Raw genomic sequence first — 19,615 nt, forward strand, 5'->3', positions numbered from 1 at the left:
TCATGGGTACTGTCTTCAACACGCTGTCGCGCGCGGGCCGAGCGCTGATGTTCGTCGCGCTCGCCTGCGCGGCGCTGCCGGCCGCGACGCCAGCGCACGCGGAGCGCCTGAAGGACCTCGTGCAGATCCAGGGCGTGCGCGACAACCCGCTGATCGGCTACGGCCTCGTGGTCGGCCTCGACGGCACCGGCGACCAGACCACGCAGACACCGTTCACGACGCAGACGCTCGCGAACATGCTCGCGAACCTCGGCATCTCGATCAACAACCAGGCGGCGGGCTCCAGCAACTCGCAGTCGTCGCTGTCGAACATCCAGCTGAAGAACGTCGCCGCGGTGATGGTGACCGCGGTGCTGCCGCCGTTCGCGCGGCCGGGCGAAGCAATCGACATCACGGTGTCGTCGCTCGGCAATGCAAAGAGCCTGCGCGGCGGCACGCTGCTGCTCACGCCGCTGAAGGGCGCCGACGGCCAGGTGTATGCGCTCGGCCAGGGCAACGTCGCCGTGGGCGGCGCGGGCGCGAGCGCGAACGGCAGCAGGGTGCAGGTCAACCAGCTCGCCGCGGGACGCATCACCAGCGGCGCGATCGTCGAGCGCTCGGTGCCGACGGCGGTGTCGCAGGCGGGCACCATGCAGCTCGACCTGAACGACATGGACTACGACACCACGCAGCGCGTCGTCGCGGCGATCGACAACGCGTTCGGCAGCGGCACCGCGACCGCGCTCGACGGCCGCACGATCCAGCTGCGCGCGCCGGCCGATCCGCAGCAGCAGGTCTCGTTCATGGCGCAATTGCAGAACCTCGAAGTGCGGCCCGGGCAGGCCGCCGCGAAGGTCATCCTGAACGCCCGCACCGGCTCGATCGTGATGAACCAGATGGTCACGCTGCAGAACTGCGCGGTCGCGCACGGCAATCTGTCGGTCGTGATCAATACGCAGCCGGTGGTGAGCCAGCCGGGCGCGTTCTCGAACGGCCGCACGGTGGTCGCGCAGCAGTCGCAGATCCAGATGAAGCAGGACAACGGCTCGCTGAAACTCGTGAACGCCGGTGCGAACCTCGCCGAAGTGGTGAAGGCGCTCAACGCGCTCGGCGCGACGCCCGCGGATCTGATGTCGATCCTGCAGGCCATGAAAGCAGCCGGTGCATTGCGCGCCGACCTTGAAATCATCTAAGGAGCACGCGAGATGAATTCCGATACGACCAATAGCGTCAACTCCGCCAACGATCTGACCAGCCGGTTCGCGCTCGACGTGCAGGGCTTCGGCGCACTCAGCGCGCAGGCAAAAGCCTCGCCGCAAGCCGGCATGAAGATGGCCGCGCAGCAGTTCGACGCCGTGTTCACGCAGATGATGTTGAAGAGCATGCGCGATGCGACGCCGCAGGACGGTCCGTTCGATTCGCACGACACGGCGACGTTCACGTCGATGATGGATCAGCAGATGGCGCAGCAGCTATCGAAGAAGGGCATCGGCGTCGCCGACGCGATGCTCAAGCAGCTGATGCGCAACCAGGGCATGCAGGTGGGTGGCGCGAACGGCACGGGCGCGGCGGGCGGTCTCGCCGGCATGGCCAACGCGCTCGGCGGCGGTAGCGGCGGCGACGAAGGCCAGAGCGCGGCGCTCAACGCGCTCGCGCGTGCTTATGGCAACGCCCAGTCCAACGGCCAGCTCGCGCTCGGCCGCGCCTACTCGGCCAATAGCGCGCTGACGCCGCCGGTGCGCGGCGACGGCAGCTCGTCGAAGGTCGACGCCTTCGTCGACAAGCTCGCCGCGCCGGCGCAGGCCGCGAGCGCGGCGACCGGCATTCCGGCGCGCTTCATCATCGGTCAGGCCGCGCTCGAATCGGGCTGGGGCAAGAGCGAGATCAAGAAGGCCGACGGCTCGGCGAGCCACAACGTGTTCGGCATCAAGGCGGGCAACGACTGGACCGGCAAGACCGTGTCGACGGTCACGACCGAATACGTGAACGGCAAGCCGCATCGCACGGTCGAGAAATTCCGCGCATACGACTCGTATGAGGAAGCGATGACCGATTACGCGAGCATGTTGAAGAGCAATCCGCGTTACGCGCAGGTGATCAATTCGTCGCGCGACGTGAACGGTTTTGCGAACGGCATGCAGCGCGCCGGTTATGCAACCGATCCGCATTACGCAAAAAAGCTGCTGTCGATCATGCAGAAAATGGGCTGATTGAAAATAACGCACACGACGGGCATTAAAGCGGCTTTAAAGGTATCGGTAAAATCGGCGACAAAATCAGCAGAAAACCGGCATCGGTAAAAAGCTCCGCATGGTCCGGGGCGAGCAAGGTCGCGGGAAATAGGGCGGATACGCTTTTAACGTTTGCGCGAAATTTTCCGGCGAATATTTAAATTGCGCCCCTAAATTTTGGTTCGATGTTGCCGCTAACGAGTTAGACCCGATACCGGAATAGCGCTGTAAGGTCCGGTCGAACGCGTGTGTTGCGGCTTTGCATGAAGACCTTCAGAGTCCATGGCTAGGCCCTGGCACGTGCCCGCAAGAACATGCTTACCGGCAAGCCCATGGATATGAACCAGTCGAACGGCCTGACTGACACGAACGCTCAGCCGCACGTCCCGCAAAACGAGAGCGCTTCCGATTTCGGCCGCCGCAATCCGCTGGAGATCGGCGTGCAGCTGCGCAATATCGTCAATCGCGGCGATTTCCTCACCGTCGAATATGCGGGCGGGCAGATCGTCACGCGCCTGCTCGACGTCGACGTGCGCGAGCGCACCTTCACCTTCGATTGGGGCGCGCTTGCCGATCAGAACAAGGTGCTGCTCAACGCGCCGCGCTGCCAGTTCCACGCGTCGCCGGACGGCGTGCGCGTCGAGTTCACGACGCCGACGCCACGCGAGACGCGCTTCGAGGGAATGCCGGCGTTCGAGGCCGACTTCCCCGAGGTGCTGTTCTACGTGCAGCGCCGCGAGTACTTCCGCGTCGCCGCGCCGATTCTCGACCCGTTCATGTGCACGGGCCGCCTGCCCGACGGCGACACGTTCCGCTTCGAGGTGCACGACCTGTCGCTCGGCGGCGTCGGGATGCGCACGACCGACCTGCGCGTCGCCGAGCTGCCGATGGGCGCGCGCCTGATGGACTGCGAGCTCACGCTCGGCGCGCTCGGCCGTCTGTCGCTCGATCTGCAGCTCGTGTCGCATCGCTCGCTCGCGCTGCCGAACGGCACGCAGCGCTATCAGCTCGGCTTCCGTTTCCTGTCGCTGCCGGGCAGCACGGAAAACACGCTGCAGCGGCTGATCACGCAGCTCGAAATGAAGCGCCGCTCGCTGGCGCGCTGAGCGGCGAGCCAATGCGCGGTGCCGTGCGCTTGACGCCTGGTACCGCGCGAACGCTTTGGCCGACGAAGCAAACGTTGCACTCGCGTCGGAGGCAATGGCGCGGCAACGTCGCGCAAACGAAGTGGAATGGCCCTCAATTTTTCGCACGGTGGGCCGTTAAAGAGGATGTTCCACTAACGCGGTGGCATGTCTGCGACGCCGCCCTTCAGGATGACGCATGTCCAGCAATCTGTTGAATATCGGCCTTAGCGGACTCAACGCGGCCCAATGGGGTTTGACGACGACTGGTGAGAACATCAGCAACGCGTCGACACCCGGCTATACGATGGAAACCCCGGTGTATTCGGAGACGATCGGCACGTATACCGGCTCCGGCTACCTGCCGATGGGCGTCTCCACCGACACCGTGACGCGCGCGTACAGCCAGTACCTGACGACCCAGCTGAACGACGCGCAGTCGTCGAGCAGCGCGCTCACCGCGTACAACACGATGATCACCCAGCTCAACAACCTCGTCGGCAGTCCGACCGCCGGGATTGCGAGCGCGATCAGCGGTTACTTCACGGGGCTGCAGAACGTCGCCAACAACGCATCGAGCGTGTCGACGCGGCAGACCGCGATCAGCGACGCGCAGACGCTCGCGAACCAGATCAACGCGGCGGGCCAGCAGTACGACCAGTTGCGCTCGAGCGTCAACACGCAGCTGAGCAACTCTGTTACGCAGATCAACACCTACACCGCGCAGATCGCGTCGCTGAATACCCAGATCACGCAGGCGAGCAACCAGGGCCAGCCGCCGAACCAGCTGCTCGACGAACGCGACCAGGCGGTGTCGAACCTGTCCCAGCTGATCGGCGTGTCGGTCGTGCAGGACAACGGCAGCTATAGCCTGTTCATGTCGAGCGGACAGCCGCTCGTGCTGGCCGGCAACAGCTTCAATCTCGGCACGGCGACTTCGTCGGGTGATCCGAGCGAGCTGTCGGTCCAGTATCTCGGCCAGGCCGGGGCAAAGCCGACACCGACGCCGCAGACGCTGTCCGACACGAGCGTGTCCGGCGGCACGCTGGGCGGACTGCTGCAATTCCGCTCGCAAACGCTCGATCCGGCCGAGGCGCAACTCGGTGCAATCGCGACCAGCTTCGCCGCGCAGGTCAATGCGCAGAACGAACTCGGCCTGACGCTGAACGGCACCGCGGGCGGCGCGCTGTTCACGGTCGGCTCGCCGACCGTGTACGCGAACTCGCAGAACACCGGCAACGCTACGCTCGGTGTCTCGTTCGCCGACGCGACCCAGCCGACCACGGGCGACTACACGCTGTCGTACAACGGCAGCAGCTACACGCTGACCGACAACCAGACCGGCAGCATCGTCGGTTCGGCGGCGAACCTGACCAACCCGATCGGCGGCCTGCAGTTCTCGGTCGCGAGCGGCACGATGAAGGCCGGCGACTCGTTCTCGGTCGAACCGACCCGCGGCGCGCTCGACGGCTTCGCGCTGACCACCACTTCGGCGTCGGCAATCGCGGCCGCGGCGCCGGTGCTCGCGTCGGCGTCGACGTCGAACACCGGCACCGGGACGATCACGCAAGGCACGGTATCTGCCGGCTACAGCGCGCCGACCAGCACCTCGACGATCACTTACACCGCGGGCACCGGCCTGACCGGCTTCCCGGTCGGCACGGTGGTGACAGTCGCCGGCTCGCCGTCCACGCAGTACACGATCAGCTCGGCGACGACCGCGGTGCCATACTCGCCGAGCTCGGGCGCGACGCTGACGATCACCAACCCGAGCAATTCGGCGAGCGCGGGCGTGATGAACAACGTGACGGTCACGATCAGCGGCACGCCTGCCAACGGCGACTCGTTCACGATCGGACCGAACACCGGCGCGACCAACGACGGCCGCAACGCGCAACTGCTGTCGAACCTGACTTCGGCGCAGGTGCTCAACGGCGGCACCTCGACGCTGACGGGCGCGTACGCGAGCTACGTCAACAACATCGGCAACCAGACCACGCAGATCCAGACGTCGGCGACCGCGCAAAGCACGCTCGTCACGCAGATCACGTCGGCGCAGCAGTCGGTGTCGGGCGTCAATATCAATGAGGAAGCGGCCAACCTGCTTCAGTACCAGCAGCTCTATCAGGCCAACAGCAAGGTCATCCAGACGGCGCAGACGCTGTTCCAGACTTTGCTTGGCATCTTCTCGTAAGGCGTTGAACCATGCGAATTTCGACCCAGCAGTACTTCAGCATGAACGTCGCGAACATGAGCAATCAGCAGGCTCAGTTGTCGCAGATCTATCAGGAAATCTCGAGCGGCCAAAGCCTGACCACGCCCGCCGACAATCCGCTCGGCGCCGCGCAGGCCGTGCAGCTCAGCTCGACGGCGTCCGCGCTGTCGCAGTACACGACGAACCAGAACGCGGCGCTCACGTCGTTGCAGGCCGAGGACTCGACGCTCTCCACCGTCATCACGACGTTGCAAAGCGCGAACACGTTAGGTCTGCGCGCCGGCGACGGCGGTTTGAACGACGCCGACCGCACGGCGATCGCCGCACAGCTGACCACCCTGCGCGACCAGCTCGTCACCTACGCGAATTCGACCGACAGCTCCGGCAATGCGCTGTTCGCCGGTTTCCAGAATTCGACCCAGGCCTTCACGACCGATGCGGCCGGCAACGTCACCTATACGGGCGACACGGGCACGCGCACCGTGCAGGTCACCGATAGCAACGCGGTCTCGACCGGTGACAACGGGTTGTCGGTGTTCATGAGCGTCGGCGCGACCAATGCGCAGCCGATCGCCTCGGGCGACCCGGCCAATACCGGCACCGGCGTGATCGGTGCGGTGTCGGTCAACGATCCGACCAACGCGGGGAACGCCGACTCGTACCAGATCAAGTTCAGCGGCAGCGGCAGCTCCCTCACCTACACGGTCACTGACACGACGACCGGCGTCGCGGGTACGGTGCAGCCGTACACGGCGGGCTCGGGCATCACGATCGCGGGCCAGACTGTCGAAATCACAGGCACGCCGGCCGCCAACGACAAATTCACGGTGCAGCCGGCCAACCAGGCGGGCACCAACGTGTTCGCGAACCTGAACGCGATGATCGCCGCGCTCCAGCAGCCGGTGAGCGGCAACCCCGCGGCCTCGGCGAAGCTGCAGAACTCGTTGAATACGGGCCTGTCGCAGCTTGGCAACACGCTGAACAACGTCACCGCGGTGCAGGCATCGGTCGGCGGCCGCGAGCAGGAAGTCAAGGCGCTGCAAACGGTTACGGAGACCAACTCACTGCAAACGCAAAGCGATCTCGCGGACCTGACTCAGACCGACATGGTCTCGACGATCAGCAAGTACACGATGGAGCAGGCGGCCTTGCAGGCTTCGCAGCAAGCTTTCGTGCAGATCCAGAACATGTCGCTGTTCCAGTACATCAACGGCTGATGCCGCTGCGGCGGCGCAATAAAGAAACCGGCGCGAGCCGGTTTTTTTATGTCCGCGATTTTCGGCGTTATCCCAGCGCCGCCGCGACCCGTCCCATCTCATCGATGCCGCTATCGAACAAGTGCACGAAGAATGGGATCATGTTCGGCAGCATCAGCTGCACGAGCAGCAGGCCGACCAGCATCGTCAGCGGAAAGCCGATCTGGAACACGCCGATCTGCGGCGCCGCGCGATTGAGAATGCCGAGCGCGAGGTTCGCGATCAGCAGTGCGACGACGACCGGCAACGCGAGCAGCAGCCCCGCCGAGAAGATCGAGCCGCCCCAGTTCGCGAGCGTCTGCCAACCGTGCGGCGCAAGCAGATTCGCCGACACCGGCACCGACTGGAACGTCGTCACGAGCGCGGCGATCATCTGCAGATGACCGTCGACGGCGAGAAACACCAGCGTCGCGATCGTCGTCATGTAGCGTGAGATCACGACGCCCGAGCCGGTCGCCTGCTGGTCGAAGAAGGTCGCGAAGCCAAGGCCCATGCCGAGGCCGATGAAGTAGCCGGTCGCGTCGACCGCCTGGAACACGACCTGCATCGTCACGCCGAGCGCGATGCCGATCAGGAACTGGTTGACGAGAATCCACACGCCGGCCGCGGAAAACACGGTGACCTGCGGCAGCGCGCCGATCGTCGGGGCGACGATGATCGTCGTGAACGCGGCGAGACCGATTTTCACGCGCGAGGGCAGCGACGTGTTGCCGAGCACCGGTGCGGTCGCGATCAGCGCGGCGATGCGCGCGAACGGCCACAGGAACGCGGTCAGCCAGACGTTCAGTTGCGCGTAGGTGACCGTGAACATGGAGTGGGGAGAGCGGAGGTGCCAGCGGCGCTCAGTTGACGAGCGTCGGAATGCTGGTGATCGTGTGGCGCAAATAGTCGAGCATCGTGGTCAGCATCCAAGGTCCGGCGATCACCAGCGTGAGCGCGATCGCGAGCAGCTTCGGGATGAACGACAGCGTGCTTTCGTTGATCTGCGTGGCCGCCTGGAACAGGCTCACGACCAGACCGACGACGAGCGCGACGAGCAGCAGCGGGGCGGCCAGCACGAGGCTGACGTACATGGCCTGGTGGGCCAGCGTCATGACTGCTTCGGGTGTCATCGTGAGTGCCTGAAGAACAAGGAGCGGAAAAATATCAGACGAAGCTCTGCGCGAGCGAGCCGAGCAGCAACTGCCAGCCGTCGACGAGCACGAACAGCATCAGCTTGAACGGCAGCGAAATCGTCGCCGGCGACACCATCATCATGCCCATCGACATCAGCACGCTCGCGACCACCATGTCGATGATCAGGAACGGAATGAAGATCGTGAAGCCGATCGTGAAGCCGGTCTTCAGCTCGCTCGTCACGAACGACGGCACCAGCAGCGACAGCGGCACGTCTTCGGGCCCCTGCATCGGCGCCGCGTGCGAGATGCGCGCGAACAGCGCAAGGTCGCTTTCGCGGGTCTGACGCAGCATGAAGGTCTTGAACGGCGCGACGCCGCGCGCCACCGCCTGATCCATCGACATCGTGCCTTCGGAGAACGGCTTGTAACCTTCGTTATAGGCTTTATCGAGCACCGGCGACATCACGAACAGCGTCAGAAACAGCGCGAGACCGACGAGCACCTGGTTCGGCGGCGTCGTGGTCGTGCCGAGCGCCTGGCGCAGCAGCGACAACACGATCACGATGCGCGTGAAGCTCGTCATCATCAGCACCATCGCTGGGAGGAACGACAGCATCGTGAGCAGCAGCATCGTCTGCACGCTCAGCGAGTAGGTCGTGCCGCCGTTGGGGCCGGGGCTCGTCGTGAACGCCGGCAGGCCGGCGGTTTGCGCGAAAGACAGCGTCGGCAGCGCGAACAGCAGTGCCGGCAGCGCGAGTTGAAGCGCTGCGGGGAGCGCCCGCCCCGCACGGCGCGTAAGCGTGAAGAACCAGCCTGACTGCCTGAAACTGACCTGCATTACCGATCCCCGCCGCCGTGCGCGTTGAAACGTTTGCCCACTTCGCTTTTCAGGGCGTCGCGAAAGCGTTGACCAAAAGTGCCGGAAAGCGGTGCTGGCGAAGCGGCAACCGTATCGGCCGAGACGGAACCCGCCGGCATCGTATGCAGCAGCCGCACGTTGCCGGGCGCGGCGCCGAGCACGAGCCACGTATCGCCGATCTCGACGACCGCGACGCGTTCCTTGCCACCGAGCGAAGCGCCGCCGACCGTCTTCACCAGACCGCCGCGCTGGCCCGGTTGCAGGCCGAAGCGTCGCGCGAGCCACGCGCAGCCGAACACGAGGCCGATCACGACCGCCAGCCCGACGAAGGTTTGCAGGACCGCGCCGACGCCGAGCGCCGGCACCGCGCTACCCGCGCCGACACCCGAGGCGATCTTCGCGGCGTTGTTGACCGCGTTCATGTCGGCGGCGTGCGCGACGGTGGACGCGAAAAGCGACGCGAGCAGCACGCCGCGACCTGCCAAACGGTTCATCGATTGAGTTTCCGGATGCGTTCGGACGGCGTGATGATGTCGGTCAGCCGGATACCGAACTTGTCGTTGACGACCACCACCTCGCCCTGCGCGATCAGGCAGCCGTTGACGAGCACGTCCATCGGCTCGCCGGCCATGCCGTCGAGTTCGACGACCGAGCCCTGCGCGAGCTGCAGCAGATTGCGGATCGCGATCTTGGTGCGGCCGAGTTCGACCGTCATCTGGACGGGAATGTCCAGGATCATGTCGATGTCGTTGTGCGTCGAGGTCGGCGCGGCCTTCGACAGCGGCTGGAACACGGCGCCCGCGGCCGGGTTGATTTCGTCGTTGCCGTTCTGCTCCGCGAGCGCGCTTGCCCAGTCGGCCATCGCCGCGTCGTCTTCCGCGACGGACAGCTCGCCGGCGGCGAGTTGCTCGGCTGCCGCGAGATCGGTCTCGGGCTTTGCGTTCAGGTCACTCATATCCACCTTCCTTCATCGTGTCGGCTGCGCTGATCATCTTCTGGACCCGCAACGCGTACTGACCATTGAAAATTCCGTAGCCGCATTCCATCACCGGCACGCCGTCTACTTTCGCGGTGATGTGCTCGGGGATGTTGATCGGCAGAACATCGCCTTTGCGCATGTTCAGGATCTGTTCGAACGTGACCGGCACCTGCGCGAGATCGGCGCTCAGCTGCACTTCGGCGGCCTGCACCTGCTGCGACAGCACGCGCACCCAGCGTCGGTCGACGTCCACCGCCTCGCCCTGGATCGGCGACGAGAGAATGTCGCGGATCGGCTCGATCATCGAGTAGGGCATGCAGATGTGCAGCGTGCCGCCCGTCGAGCCGAACTCGATCGAGAACTGCGTGACGATGACGATTTCGTTCGGCGTCGCGACGTTGGCGAACTGCGTGTGCATTTCCGAGCGCACGTATTCGAACTGCAGCGGACGCACGCTCTTCCACGACGCCGCGTAGTGCTCGAACGTCAGATTGAGCAGCTTCGTGATGATGCGCTGCTCGGTCTGCGTGAAATCGCGTCCTTCGACGCGCGTATGGAAACGACCGTCGCCGCCGAACAGGTTGTCGACCACGAAGAACACGAGGTTCGGATCGAACACGAACAGCGACGTGCCGCGCAGCGGCTTCACGTGGACCAGGTTCAGGTTGGTCGGGATCGGCAGGTTGCGCGTGAACTCGCTGTACTTTTGCACCTTCACCGGGCCGACGGAAATTTCCGCCGAGCGCCGCATGAAGTTGAAAATGCCGACGCGCAACAGGCGCGCGAAGCGGTCGTTGATGATTTCGAGGCCCGGCATCCGGCCGCGGACGATACGTTCCTGCGTCGCGATGTTGTACGGGCGCACGCCCGTGCGGTCGTTTTGCTCGGATTCCGTGTCGGATTCGCCGGTGACGCCCTTCAGAAGGGCATCGACCTCCTCCTGGGACATGAACTCTTCGTGGCCCATTGCTTATTCCTCGTGCGTCCCTTGGCGATTGATGGTGGCAGCGCTAAACAACGTCACGTCACTGCACGACGAATTCAGTGAACAGCACGTCCTGCACGCGGATCGGTGCGACGCTCTTGTCGGTCGGCGCGGTGATCAGCGTCTTCAGCTCTTCGGCGAGCGCGCGCTTGCCTTCGAGCGGCGCGAGTTCTTCGGGGTGCTTGTTCGACAGCGCGAGCAGGATGCGGCTGCGCACTTCCGGCATGTGATCGGTGAGCGCCTGCTGGGTGACGGCGTCGCCGAGCTTCAGCGTGAGGCCGATGCGCAGGAAGTGTTGCTGGCCGTCGTCCGATTGCAGGTTGACGGTCATCGATTCGAGCGGGAAGAACAGCGGCACGGCGGATTGCGCCGGCGCGGCTTCGGCCGATACGGCGACGGGTGCGCGCTTCGACAGGAAGAACCACACGCCGGCACCGGCAGCGCCCGCGGCGATCAGCGCAATGAGGACGATCAGGATAATGCGCTTCATGGGGCCCGGCGAGGCGGGCGCGGCTTGTTGCGGGGCGGTCGTGGTTGCCATTTGGGTTGCCAGCTTGTTGCTGGCCTAGTAAGGGTTAGGGTGATTGTTGTTGATTTGCCTGCGGCGCTATGGGTCGAAAAGAAGGGCTATTTCTGGCTATTTCTGGCCGTTTCTGGTTTTTGGGTTTTTTTTTGTCGTTGTTCTGGCTTTGTTGGCCTTTCCTTGCTGTCTTATCGGTCTATTAGCGTTGCCCCTGTGCGGGGCGGCACCTACTTTCTTTGCTGCTGCAAAGAAAGTAGGCAAAGAAGACAGCTAAAACCGCCAACTCTTAAGCGGGTCCCTCGGTCTGCATGAGGTAGTGGTGCATCTGGAATCCGTGCTCGCGCACATTCCGCGCCAATGACAAGGCAGTCATTCTTCCGGCGGCGCTGCGCGCGCCGAAACCCCGTTCCCAAACCACCGGTTGTTTCGGCGCATCGCCGAGGCGCAGCCGAGGGTCCCCGCTGCGCGGGCAAAACCATTGGTTTCCCTGGCGGACCCGTCCGCGACGCACGTAGTGCGGAGTGGGAGGGATGACGGCTTTGTCACGAACGGGGAATGTGCGGCGGCCCGGATTCCAGATGCACCACTACCCCTTCCAAGCCAGGGGACCCGCTTAAGAGTTGGCGGTTTGAGCTGTCTTCTTTGCCTACTTTCTTTGCAGCAGCAAAGAAAGTAGGTGCCGCCCCGCACAGGGGCAACGCTAATAGACCGATAACAAAGCAAGGAAAGGCCAACAAAGCCAGAACAACGACAAAAAAAAAGCGCCCCGCCTCGCTTCAGGCAAACGTATCGACCAGTCCAACCTGCTGCCGCACGGCAACACTCCCGATGGCATCGCTGGACTCCACCGAGCTGTCCCCTGCAAGGGCACCACCACCACTGCCCCTCTTCCCCCCACCCGCGCCAGCGCCCTGCTGTTGTTGCCCGCTCTGCCGCGCAAACCCATCACTCACACTCGCACTGCCAAGCCCAATCCCATTCGACTCCATCGCCTCGCGAAGCTTCGGCAACGCCGCCTCGACCGCCTCCCGCACCGACTGGTGCTGCGAAACGAACAGCGCATGCGCATGGTTATCCGCCACCTGCAACACGACCTGCAACGGCCCCAGATCCTTCGGATTGAGCGTCAGCTCAGCACTCTGCGAATGCGCATTCGACAAAAACACCACCTTCTGGCTCAGCGCGTCTTCCCAGTCGCTCGTGCCGACCTGCGGCGTCAACGCATTCGCGGCGGCGGCCGCGCTCGCATTGCCCGTACTCTGCGCTGCCGCCGTCGTGCTCGCGGCGTTCGCTGCCGCCTGCGTCGCGGCCAGCGCGGCGTTCGCCGCCTCGGACGCGCTGCGCGCCGATGCGAGGTTGTCCGCCTGGCCGCTCGTCGCGGCCGTGGCGCTCAACGCATCGGCGGCCGACTTCGCTGCCGACGGATCGGCCAGCGCGGTCGCGGCGGCCGTCGCCGTCGACGTCGTGTGGGTCGTCGAGGCGCCCTTGCCGTTGCCGAACAGGCCGCTCGCGAGCGTCTTGTCGTCCGACGTGCCGTTCAGGCCGTTTTTCGTGTTGCCCAAGCCGCCCGCCGCGCTCGACACACTCGCGGCTTTCGCGGCCGCGCCGCCAGCAAGCGCGGCCGCGGGCACCGCGCCCTGGCCGCTCGACAGCGCGGACAGCGCACTCTGCAACGCATCCTGCAGCGACTTCGGATCGACCGCGCCTTTCCTGCTTGCCGCGGCGGCCGCGAGCGCGCCCGTGGCCGTGCCGGCCAGCGCGCTCACCGCATCGGCGGCGGAGCTTGCGGCATCGGTCGTGGTGGTGGCGCTCGAGTCGGCGTTATTGGCGACGGCCTGTGCCTGCGCTTGCGCCTGAGCCTGGGCGGCAGCCGCAGCGGCGGCGAGCGCGCCAGCGTCGGTTTGCGCCTTGGTGTCTTTCTGCCTGGCTTGCGTCGCGGTCGTCTGGCTGTTCGAGGCCTGCTGCGTTGGTGTCGTCGGCGCCGTGGACGACGGCGATGACGCGCTGCTGCTGGCCGCGTTGCTCGCTGTGCCGTTGCCGTTCTGGCTGCCGCTCGCGCTCTGCTGCGAGGAAGCGGGAGCGGACGCTGGCGGCGGCGCGCTGGGCGCGCTCGACGCCGAGGCATGCGACGCCGTCGCTGAACTGGTCTGCTGTTGATTCGCGCTGTTCTGCTGGTCGATGCTTTGCTGCAAGGTCTGCGCGAACGGGCTCGAGCCCGCGGCGTTCGCGGCCGCGCTGCTCGACCCATTGCCGCTCGTGTCGAGCAGCGTGCTCAGTTGGGAGCCGATCTGTGAAAGAAGCGACATAAAGAATCCTGTGAATCGGTCGAACGGGTGTGCCGTAGGGCGTTAGCCGCGAGGCAAGGCCTCACGCGCCGTCGGCTCGCATGCGCAGACTCCGCGCGGCATATTCGTCGGCGTCGCGCTGTTCGCGCCGCGCCGCAACCTTCGCCTCGGCCGCTTCGCCGCGCGCCTGCAGCACTTCGTACGAGCCGAGCTTCTGCTTGTGGCGCTGCCAGTCGGGCTTCGCCGCCTCGAGGCGCGCGCTCGCCGCCGCCAGCAGGCTGCGCTGCTGCTCGATAGCGGCATCGAGCGTGTCGACGAACGCCTGGAAGTTGCGCATGTTGCCGGCCGGCATGCCCGACTGCGCGCTCTCCATGAAGCGTGCGTAGTATTCGTCGCGGTACTGCACGAGCGCATCGAGTTGCGCCTGTACGTCGTTGCGCTCGCGCTGCGCGCGGCCGAGCCGCTGCGCGGCGGCGTCCACGTCGTCCTGCGCGAGACCGATCAGCGTCTTGATCGGAAAATGTTTCGACATCGTCAGCCTCCTCGGCCCCAGGGTCTGTTTACATATGGAACGCACGTGCGTTGCCGCGAGAAGGGCCGCTCGCAAGGACTGCGACGCCGCGAATACTCGACGTATTCGCAAGGAGCATGACGCAGCGAGCGGCCCTTCTCGCGGCAACCCCATTGCCTGGAATTCATTTCAGGGGAATGCCCGCTATCGGCCGCATGGCGGCGTCGCGCGTCGCTCACGTGGCGAGGCCACGCAGCGCTCCTTACTCCTTGCCCTGCGCCCCGAAGGAAGTCCCCTTGGGGGACGGCCGATAGCGGGCATTCGCACGTGCGTTCCATATGTAAACAGACCCTAAGCAAACAGCGCGTTCAGCATGTCGATGCTCGGCTGGAAGTTCGCGCACTCGCGAAAGCCTTGCTGCAGGAACGCTTCCATCCGCGGATACAGCGCGATCGCGCGATCGAGCACCGCGTCGCGCCCGCTCGAATACGCGCCGACGTTGATCAGATCGCGGTTGCGCTGATAGCGCGACAGCATCTGCTTGAACATACGCGTTTTATTCAGATGGTTATCGTCGATCAGCGCGGTCATTGCCCTGCTAATCGACGCTTCGATATCGATCGCAGGGTAGTGGCCGGCTTCGGCGAGCGAGCGCGACAGCACGATGTGGCCGTCGAGAATCGCGCGCGCCGAGTCGGCGATCGGGTCCTGCTGGTCGTCGCCTTCGGTGAGCACCGTGTAGAACGCGGTGATCGAGCCGCCGCCCGCCGGTCCGTTGCCGGTGCGCTCGACGAGCGCCGGCAGCTTCGCGAACACCGACGGCGGATAACCCTTGGTCGCGGGCGGCTCGCCGATCGCGAGCGCGATCTCGCGCTGCGCCATCGCGTAACGGGTCAGCGAATCCATTAGCAGCAGCACGTGCTTGCCCTGGTCGCGGAAGTATTCGGCGAGCGAGGTCGAGTACGCGGCGGCCTGCATCCGCAACAGCGGCGACACGTCGGCCGGCGCGGCGATCACGACCGAGCGCGCCAAACCTTCCTCGCCGAGAATCTGTTCGATGAACTCCTTCACTTCGCGGCCACGTTCGCCGATCAGGCCGATCACGATCACCTCGGCGCTGGTGTAGCGCGCCATCGTGCCGAGCAGCACCGATTTACCGACGCCCGAACCCGCGAACAGCCCCATCCGTTGACCACGACCGACGGTCAACAGCGAGTTGATCGCGCGCACGCCGACGTCGAGCACCTTGTGAATCGGCTCGCGATTGAGCGGATTGATGACCGGCGCGGACAGCGGCGCGTCCTTTTGCGTGCCGAGCGGGCCGAGCCCGTCGAGCGGACGGCCCGATGCGTCGAGCACGCGGCCGAGCAATTCCCAGCCGACCGGCAGACGCTTCGCGCCCGCGAGCGGGTCGGCGATCGGCGCGCTTTCGAGCGGAAAGACCCGCGCGCCGGGCAACAGACCGATCACTTCGGTGGTCGGCATCAGGAACAGCTTGTCGCCGGAGAAGCCGACCACTTCGGCTTCGGCCATCGGCAGCGAACTGCCGGGCGGCAACTCGATCATCACTTCGGCGCCGACCGACAGACGCAGGCCGACCGCTTCGAGCACGAGACCAGCCGCGCGTGTGAGACGCCCGCACGCGCGCAGCGGCTTCGCGATCGCGTTGCGCGCGCGCAGCGCGTCGAGCTGGCCGCGCCATGCCTGCATGTGCGGATTGATGTCGAGCGCGGGATCGTAGGACGGCGCGTGCGGAGCGTGAGCGGCGCAAGCACTGCGCGCGGCGTGGTCCGTCGCGGCGGACTCGCGGCTCGCCGCCGCGCCTGTCGCTGGATGTGCGCTCGCAGGAGCGAGCCATGCCGCATCCGGGGGCTCCGGAATATCAGCCGACTCGGCATCGGCCAGCGCCTCGGCGCCGAACGACGCCAAGGCGAGCTCGCGTTCGAGCGGCGTCAGATCGCTCGCGCGGATCTCGTCGAGCGTCGGCTTCACCACGTGCTCACCTTGCCGAGCGCGGCGGCGACGCGCTGCCAGCGCGTGTCGATGCCCGCGTCGACCTCGCCGGTGCCGGCCTGCGCGCGGCAACCGCCACGCTCGACCGATGCATCGGTGCGCACGGTCCAGCCGCGCGTTTGCAATTCTTCGAGCAGATACGCCTCGACGACCGGCAGATCGGCGGGACTCACGATCAGCGCCGGCGCGCCGGCGAGCGCGGGCTCGGCCGCGAGTACCTCGCGCGCGGCCGCGATCAGTGCGGTCGGGTCGTGCTGCACGTGCTGGCGCACGACCTGCTGCGCGATGTCGAGCGCGAGTGCGATCAGCGTTTCGGAGATCGCGTGCTGCGCGCCATCGAGCGCGCGCTTGAAGGTTTCGGCGAGCGCGGCGAGCCGCATCGCTTCCTCGCGCGCCTCGGTCTGGCCTTGCGCGAAACCCTGCGCATGCCCCTGGTCATAGCCCGCCTGATAGCCGAGCGCCTGGCCGGCCACATGACCGGACGCGACGCCCTGTGCATGGGCGGCTTCGCGGCGGTGCTCGAGTTCGGCTTCGAACGCGCGCTCGTCGAACTCGGGTTCGGCCAGCGGCGGCGCCGGCGGAGCCGGGTCGAACGACGCCATCTCCCAGCGCTGGTAGGCCGAGAGGCTTTCCTTTGCCGGGGCGTTCGGATCAGACATAGGCGTCTTCCGCCTTGCCGCCGATCACGATCTGCCCGCTCTCGGCCAGGTTGCGCACGATCTGCAGGATGCGGCGCTGCTGCGTCTCGACTTCGGACACGCGTACCGGGCCGCGTGCGTCGAGGTCTTCGGCGAGCAACTCGGCCGCGCGCTGCGACATGTTCGACAGGAACTTCTGACGCAGCGCGGGCGCCGCGCCCTTCAGCGAGATGATCAGCGCTTCGGATTCGACTTCCTTCAGCAGCAGCTGGATCGCGCGGTCTTCGAGCTCGAGCAGGTTCTCGAACACGAACATCTGGTCGATGATCTTCTGCGCGAGCTCGGCGTCGTACTGGCGCACGTTTTCGATGACGCCTTCCTCGTGGTTGCTCGACATGAAGTTCAGAATCTCGGCCGCCGTGCGGATACCGCCCATCGGGCTGCGCTTCAGGTTGTCGCTGCCGGACAAGAGGCCGGTCAGCACGTCGTCGAGCTCGCGCAGCGCGGCCGGCTGGATGCCGTCGAGCGTCGCGATCCGCAGCAGCACGTCGTTGCGCAGCCGGTCCGTGAAACAGCCGACGATCTCCGAAGCCTGATCGCGGTCGAGATGCACGAGGATCGTCGCGATGATCTGCGGATGCTCGTTCTTGATCAGTTCCGCGACCGCCGCCGAATCCATCCACTTCAGGCCTTCTATGCCGCTCGTGTCGCTGCCCTGCAGGATCCGGTCGATGATCGCGCCGGCCTTGTCGTCGCCGAGCGCCTTGGTCAGCACGGAGCGGATGTAATCGCTCGAATCGAGCGACATGCCGGTGTGCTGCTCGGCCTCGCGCACGAACTCCTGCAGCACCTCGTCGACCTGCTCGCGGGTGACGTTCTTCAGCGCGGCCATCGCGACGCCGATTTTCTGAACCTCACGGGGGCCCAGAAACTTGAACACCTGCGCCGCCTCTTCCTCGCCGATCGACATCAGCAGCAGCGCGCTCTTCACTACGCCTTCAGCGCTCATCGGACACCCAGTTCTTGACGACGGTTGCTACGATCTTCGGATCCTGACGCGCGATGCTGCGCGCGAACTCCAGGTTCCGCTCGTATTTGTGCTTCGCGTTTTCGAGCGCGAGCTTCTCGCTATCCGCTTCGATTTCGACCACCGCGCCATCGCGCTCCTCGGCCGGGACGCCGTCGAGCAGCACCGGTTCGTCGGGCGCCATCAGCGCGGCAACGGGCTCGGGCGGCGGCGGGAAGGCGCGGCGCAACGCCGGCTTCACCATCACGAAGTAGAGGAACAGGGCCACCGCGCCGATGCCGAGGTACGTCGCGATCTGCTTGTACAGCGCGAGCATGTCGGGCGTGCGCCACCACGGCAGGTCGGCGTTCGGGTCGAGCTCGGTGGTAAACGCGCTGTTGACCACGTTGACCGAGTCGCCGCGCGACGCGTCGAAGCCCATCGCGTCCTTCACGAGCTGGGTGATCTGCGCGAGCTTGTCGGCGCTGACCGGCTGCATCGTCACGTGACCCTTCGGATCGACGACCCGCAGATAATTGACGACCACCGCGACCGACAGCCGGCGGATGCCGCCCATCGGCTGGTCGACGTGGCGCACGGTCTTGTCGAGCTCGTAGTTGGTGGTCGAATCCTTGCGGTCGCTGACCGGCGTCGTGGTGACCGAGCTCGCGCCGTTTCCCGCCACGATCGGCGCGGAGGCCGGCTGCGGCGGCTGGTTCGACAGCGCGCCCGGCACCCCCGAGGCGCCGCCTTGTGACATTTCAGTGGCGCTGCTCGACTGCTGGCTGCGGATCGCGGCCTGCTGCGGATTGCCGTTCGGGCCGTAGTTCTCGGAGGTCTGCTCGCTGTGCGAGAAGTCGATGTCGGCGCTGACCTGCGAGCGCGCGTTGCCGGCGCCGAACAGCGGCGCGAGGATCGTGTCGATGCGCTGCTGGGTGTTGCGCTCGATCTGCTGGCGGAACTTCAGCTGGGTCGCATCGAGTCCGCTGCCATTGGCGGGCTGCGTGAGCAGGTTGCCGTCCTGGTCGAGGATCGTCACGCCGCGCACCGGCATTTCCGGCACCGCCGAGGCCACCATGTGCGTAATCGCGACGACCTGCCCTTCGTCGAGCACGCGGCCCGGGTACAGGTTCACGAGCACCGCCGCCGACGGCGCTTCCTTGTCGCGCACGAACACGCTCGGCTTCGGAATCGCGAGATGCACGCGCGCCGATTTGACGCTCGAGATCGCTTCGATCGTGCGTTCGAGTTCGCCTTCGAGCGCGCGCTGATAGTTGATCTGCTCGTCGAACTGGCTGATGCCGAATTTCTGGTTGTCCATCAGCTCGAAGCCGACCGAGCCACTCTTCGGCAGCCCCTGCGATGCGAGGCGCAGGCGCATCTCGTGGACCTGCTCGGCCGGCACGAGGATCGCGCTGCCGCTTTCCGACAGCTTGTACGGAATATTGGCCTGCTGCAGCGCGGTGATGATCGAGCCGCCGTCGCGGTCGGACAGATTGCTGTAGAGCACCTTGTAGCTGGGCGCGCGCGACCACAGGAACAGGCCTGCGACGACCGCCACCAGCAGCGCGACCGCGAACACGAGCGGCGCGCGCGGGTTGCCGCGCATCTGCGCGAGTCCGGACAGACGCTGGCCGAAATTGCCGCCGATACCTCCCAGGCCGCCCAGGCCACCGAGGTCGGCCGTGCCGCCGGCCTGGCCGCTACCGGCCTGACCGGCAGCGGGCTGCGCGCCGGCGAGCCCCATACGGGCGTCGGGGTTGATCAACGAGTTGGCTGACGAATCCATGCGTCGGGTTTCTCCGGGAAATGCCTTGGCGTTCTGCCGTGATGCCGCGCCGGGGCTCGGCGGACGGACAGAGACTTTCACTTTTGAAATTATCCGCAGCGCCG

The 19,615-nt window shown here is 65.8% G+C and carries 18 protein-coding genes; 5 read left to right on the top strand and 13 right to left on the bottom strand.

Features of this window, described 5'->3' with window-relative positions:
* The first annotated feature begins 2 nt into the window (after positions 1–2).
* From HDG39_RS23070 to flgL, 5 genes are all read left to right on the top strand, one after another.
* The gene (locus HDG39_RS23070; protein ID WP_026225507.1) at positions 3–1,172 is read left to right on the top strand and encodes a flagellar basal body P-ring protein FlgI; all 1,170 of its coding nucleotides are present in this window, start codon (positions 3–5) and stop codon (positions 1,170–1,172) included.
* A gap of 12 nt (positions 1,173–1,184) precedes the next feature.
* A complete protein-coding gene (flgJ, locus tag HDG39_RS23075; RefSeq protein ID WP_184008928.1) occupies positions 1,185–2,189 on the top strand; it encodes a flagellar assembly peptidoglycan hydrolase FlgJ in 1,005 nt (334 codons plus the stop codon).
* 353 nt (positions 2,190–2,542) lie between these two features.
* Positions 2,543–3,316, top strand: coding sequence for a flagellar brake protein (locus HDG39_RS23080; RefSeq protein WP_184008930.1), 774 nt, complete (start codon positions 2,543–2,545; stop codon positions 3,314–3,316).
* Between the two features lie 217 nt (positions 3,317–3,533).
* Complete coding sequence (flgK, locus tag HDG39_RS23085; RefSeq protein ID WP_184008932.1) at positions 3,534–5,528, top strand: flagellar hook-associated protein FlgK; 1,995 nt, start codon at positions 3,534–3,536, stop codon at positions 5,526–5,528.
* Positions 5,529–5,539: 11 nt separating this feature from the next.
* Entirely contained in the window at positions 5,540–6,766 is a 1,227-nt protein-coding gene (flgL, locus tag HDG39_RS23090; RefSeq protein WP_184008934.1) for a flagellar hook-associated protein FlgL, read from the top strand.
* Positions 6,767–6,833: 67 nt separating this feature from the next.
* Here flgL and fliR read toward each other — a convergent pair whose 3' ends face one another.
* The 13 genes from fliR to fliF form a co-directional block, all read right to left on the bottom strand.
* Entirely contained in the window at positions 6,834–7,616 is a 783-nt protein-coding gene (gene fliR / locus HDG39_RS23095) for a flagellar biosynthetic protein FliR (RefSeq protein ID WP_184008936.1), read from the bottom strand.
* Between the two features lie 31 nt (positions 7,617–7,647).
* A complete protein-coding gene (fliQ, locus tag HDG39_RS23100) occupies positions 7,648–7,917 on the bottom strand; it encodes a flagellar biosynthesis protein FliQ (protein ID WP_026225505.1) in 270 nt (89 codons plus the stop codon).
* 34 nt (positions 7,918–7,951) lie between these two features.
* The gene (fliP, locus tag HDG39_RS23105; protein WP_018418754.1) at positions 7,952–8,761 is read right to left on the bottom strand and encodes a flagellar type III secretion system pore protein FliP; all 810 of its coding nucleotides are present in this window, start codon (positions 8,759–8,761) and stop codon (positions 7,952–7,954) included.
* Entirely contained in the window at positions 8,761–9,276 is a 516-nt protein-coding gene (gene fliO / locus HDG39_RS23110; RefSeq protein ID WP_018418753.1) for a flagellar biosynthetic protein FliO, read from the bottom strand. Before fliO ends, fliP begins: the two co-directional genes overlap by 1 nt.
* On the bottom strand, positions 9,273–9,737 hold the full coding sequence (gene fliN / locus HDG39_RS23115) for a flagellar motor switch protein FliN (protein ID WP_184008938.1): 465 nt from the start codon (positions 9,735–9,737) through the stop codon (positions 9,273–9,275). Before fliN ends, fliO begins: the two co-directional genes overlap by 4 nt.
* Complete coding sequence (fliM, locus tag HDG39_RS23120; protein WP_018418751.1) at positions 9,730–10,728, bottom strand: flagellar motor switch protein FliM; 999 nt, start codon at positions 10,726–10,728, stop codon at positions 9,730–9,732. Before fliM ends, fliN begins: the two co-directional genes overlap by 8 nt.
* Before the next feature lie 58 nt (positions 10,729–10,786).
* Entirely contained in the window at positions 10,787–11,287 is a 501-nt protein-coding gene (fliL, locus tag HDG39_RS23125) for a flagellar basal body-associated protein FliL (RefSeq protein WP_184008940.1), read from the bottom strand.
* A gap of 758 nt (positions 11,288–12,045) precedes the next feature.
* Complete coding sequence (locus HDG39_RS23130) at positions 12,046–13,575, bottom strand: flagellar hook-length control protein FliK (protein WP_184008941.1); 1,530 nt, start codon at positions 13,573–13,575, stop codon at positions 12,046–12,048.
* A 61-nt stretch (positions 13,576–13,636) separates the two neighbouring features.
* Positions 13,637–14,086 (bottom strand): flagellar export protein FliJ, encoded by a 450-nt coding sequence (gene fliJ, locus HDG39_RS23135; RefSeq protein ID WP_184008944.1) that lies wholly within the window; start codon positions 14,084–14,086, stop codon positions 13,637–13,639.
* Positions 14,087–14,416: 330 nt separating this feature from the next.
* Positions 14,417–16,060, bottom strand: coding sequence for a flagellar protein export ATPase FliI (gene fliI, locus HDG39_RS23140; protein WP_184008946.1), 1,644 nt, complete (start codon positions 16,058–16,060; stop codon positions 14,417–14,419).
* Complete coding sequence (gene fliH, locus HDG39_RS23145; RefSeq protein WP_184008948.1) at positions 16,054–16,737, bottom strand: flagellar assembly protein FliH; 684 nt, start codon at positions 16,735–16,737, stop codon at positions 16,054–16,056. The genes fliI and fliH overlap by 7 nt, the downstream gene beginning before the upstream one ends.
* Positions 16,730–17,725, bottom strand: a complete 996-nt coding sequence (fliG, locus tag HDG39_RS23150) for a flagellar motor switch protein FliG (protein ID WP_184008949.1) — start codon at positions 17,723–17,725, stop codon at positions 16,730–16,732. The genes fliH and fliG overlap by 8 nt, the downstream gene beginning before the upstream one ends.
* Entirely contained in the window at positions 17,715–19,511 is a 1,797-nt protein-coding gene (fliF, locus tag HDG39_RS23155; protein WP_184008951.1) for a flagellar basal-body MS-ring/collar protein FliF, read from the bottom strand. The genes fliG and fliF overlap by 11 nt, the downstream gene beginning before the upstream one ends.
* Positions 19,512–19,615: the final 104 nt, after the last annotated feature.

It is taken from the genome of Paraburkholderia lebeckiae (genome assembly GCF_014201005.1).
In the GTDB taxonomy this organism is placed as follows: domain Bacteria; phylum Pseudomonadota; class Gammaproteobacteria; order Burkholderiales; family Burkholderiaceae; genus Paraburkholderia; species Paraburkholderia tuberum.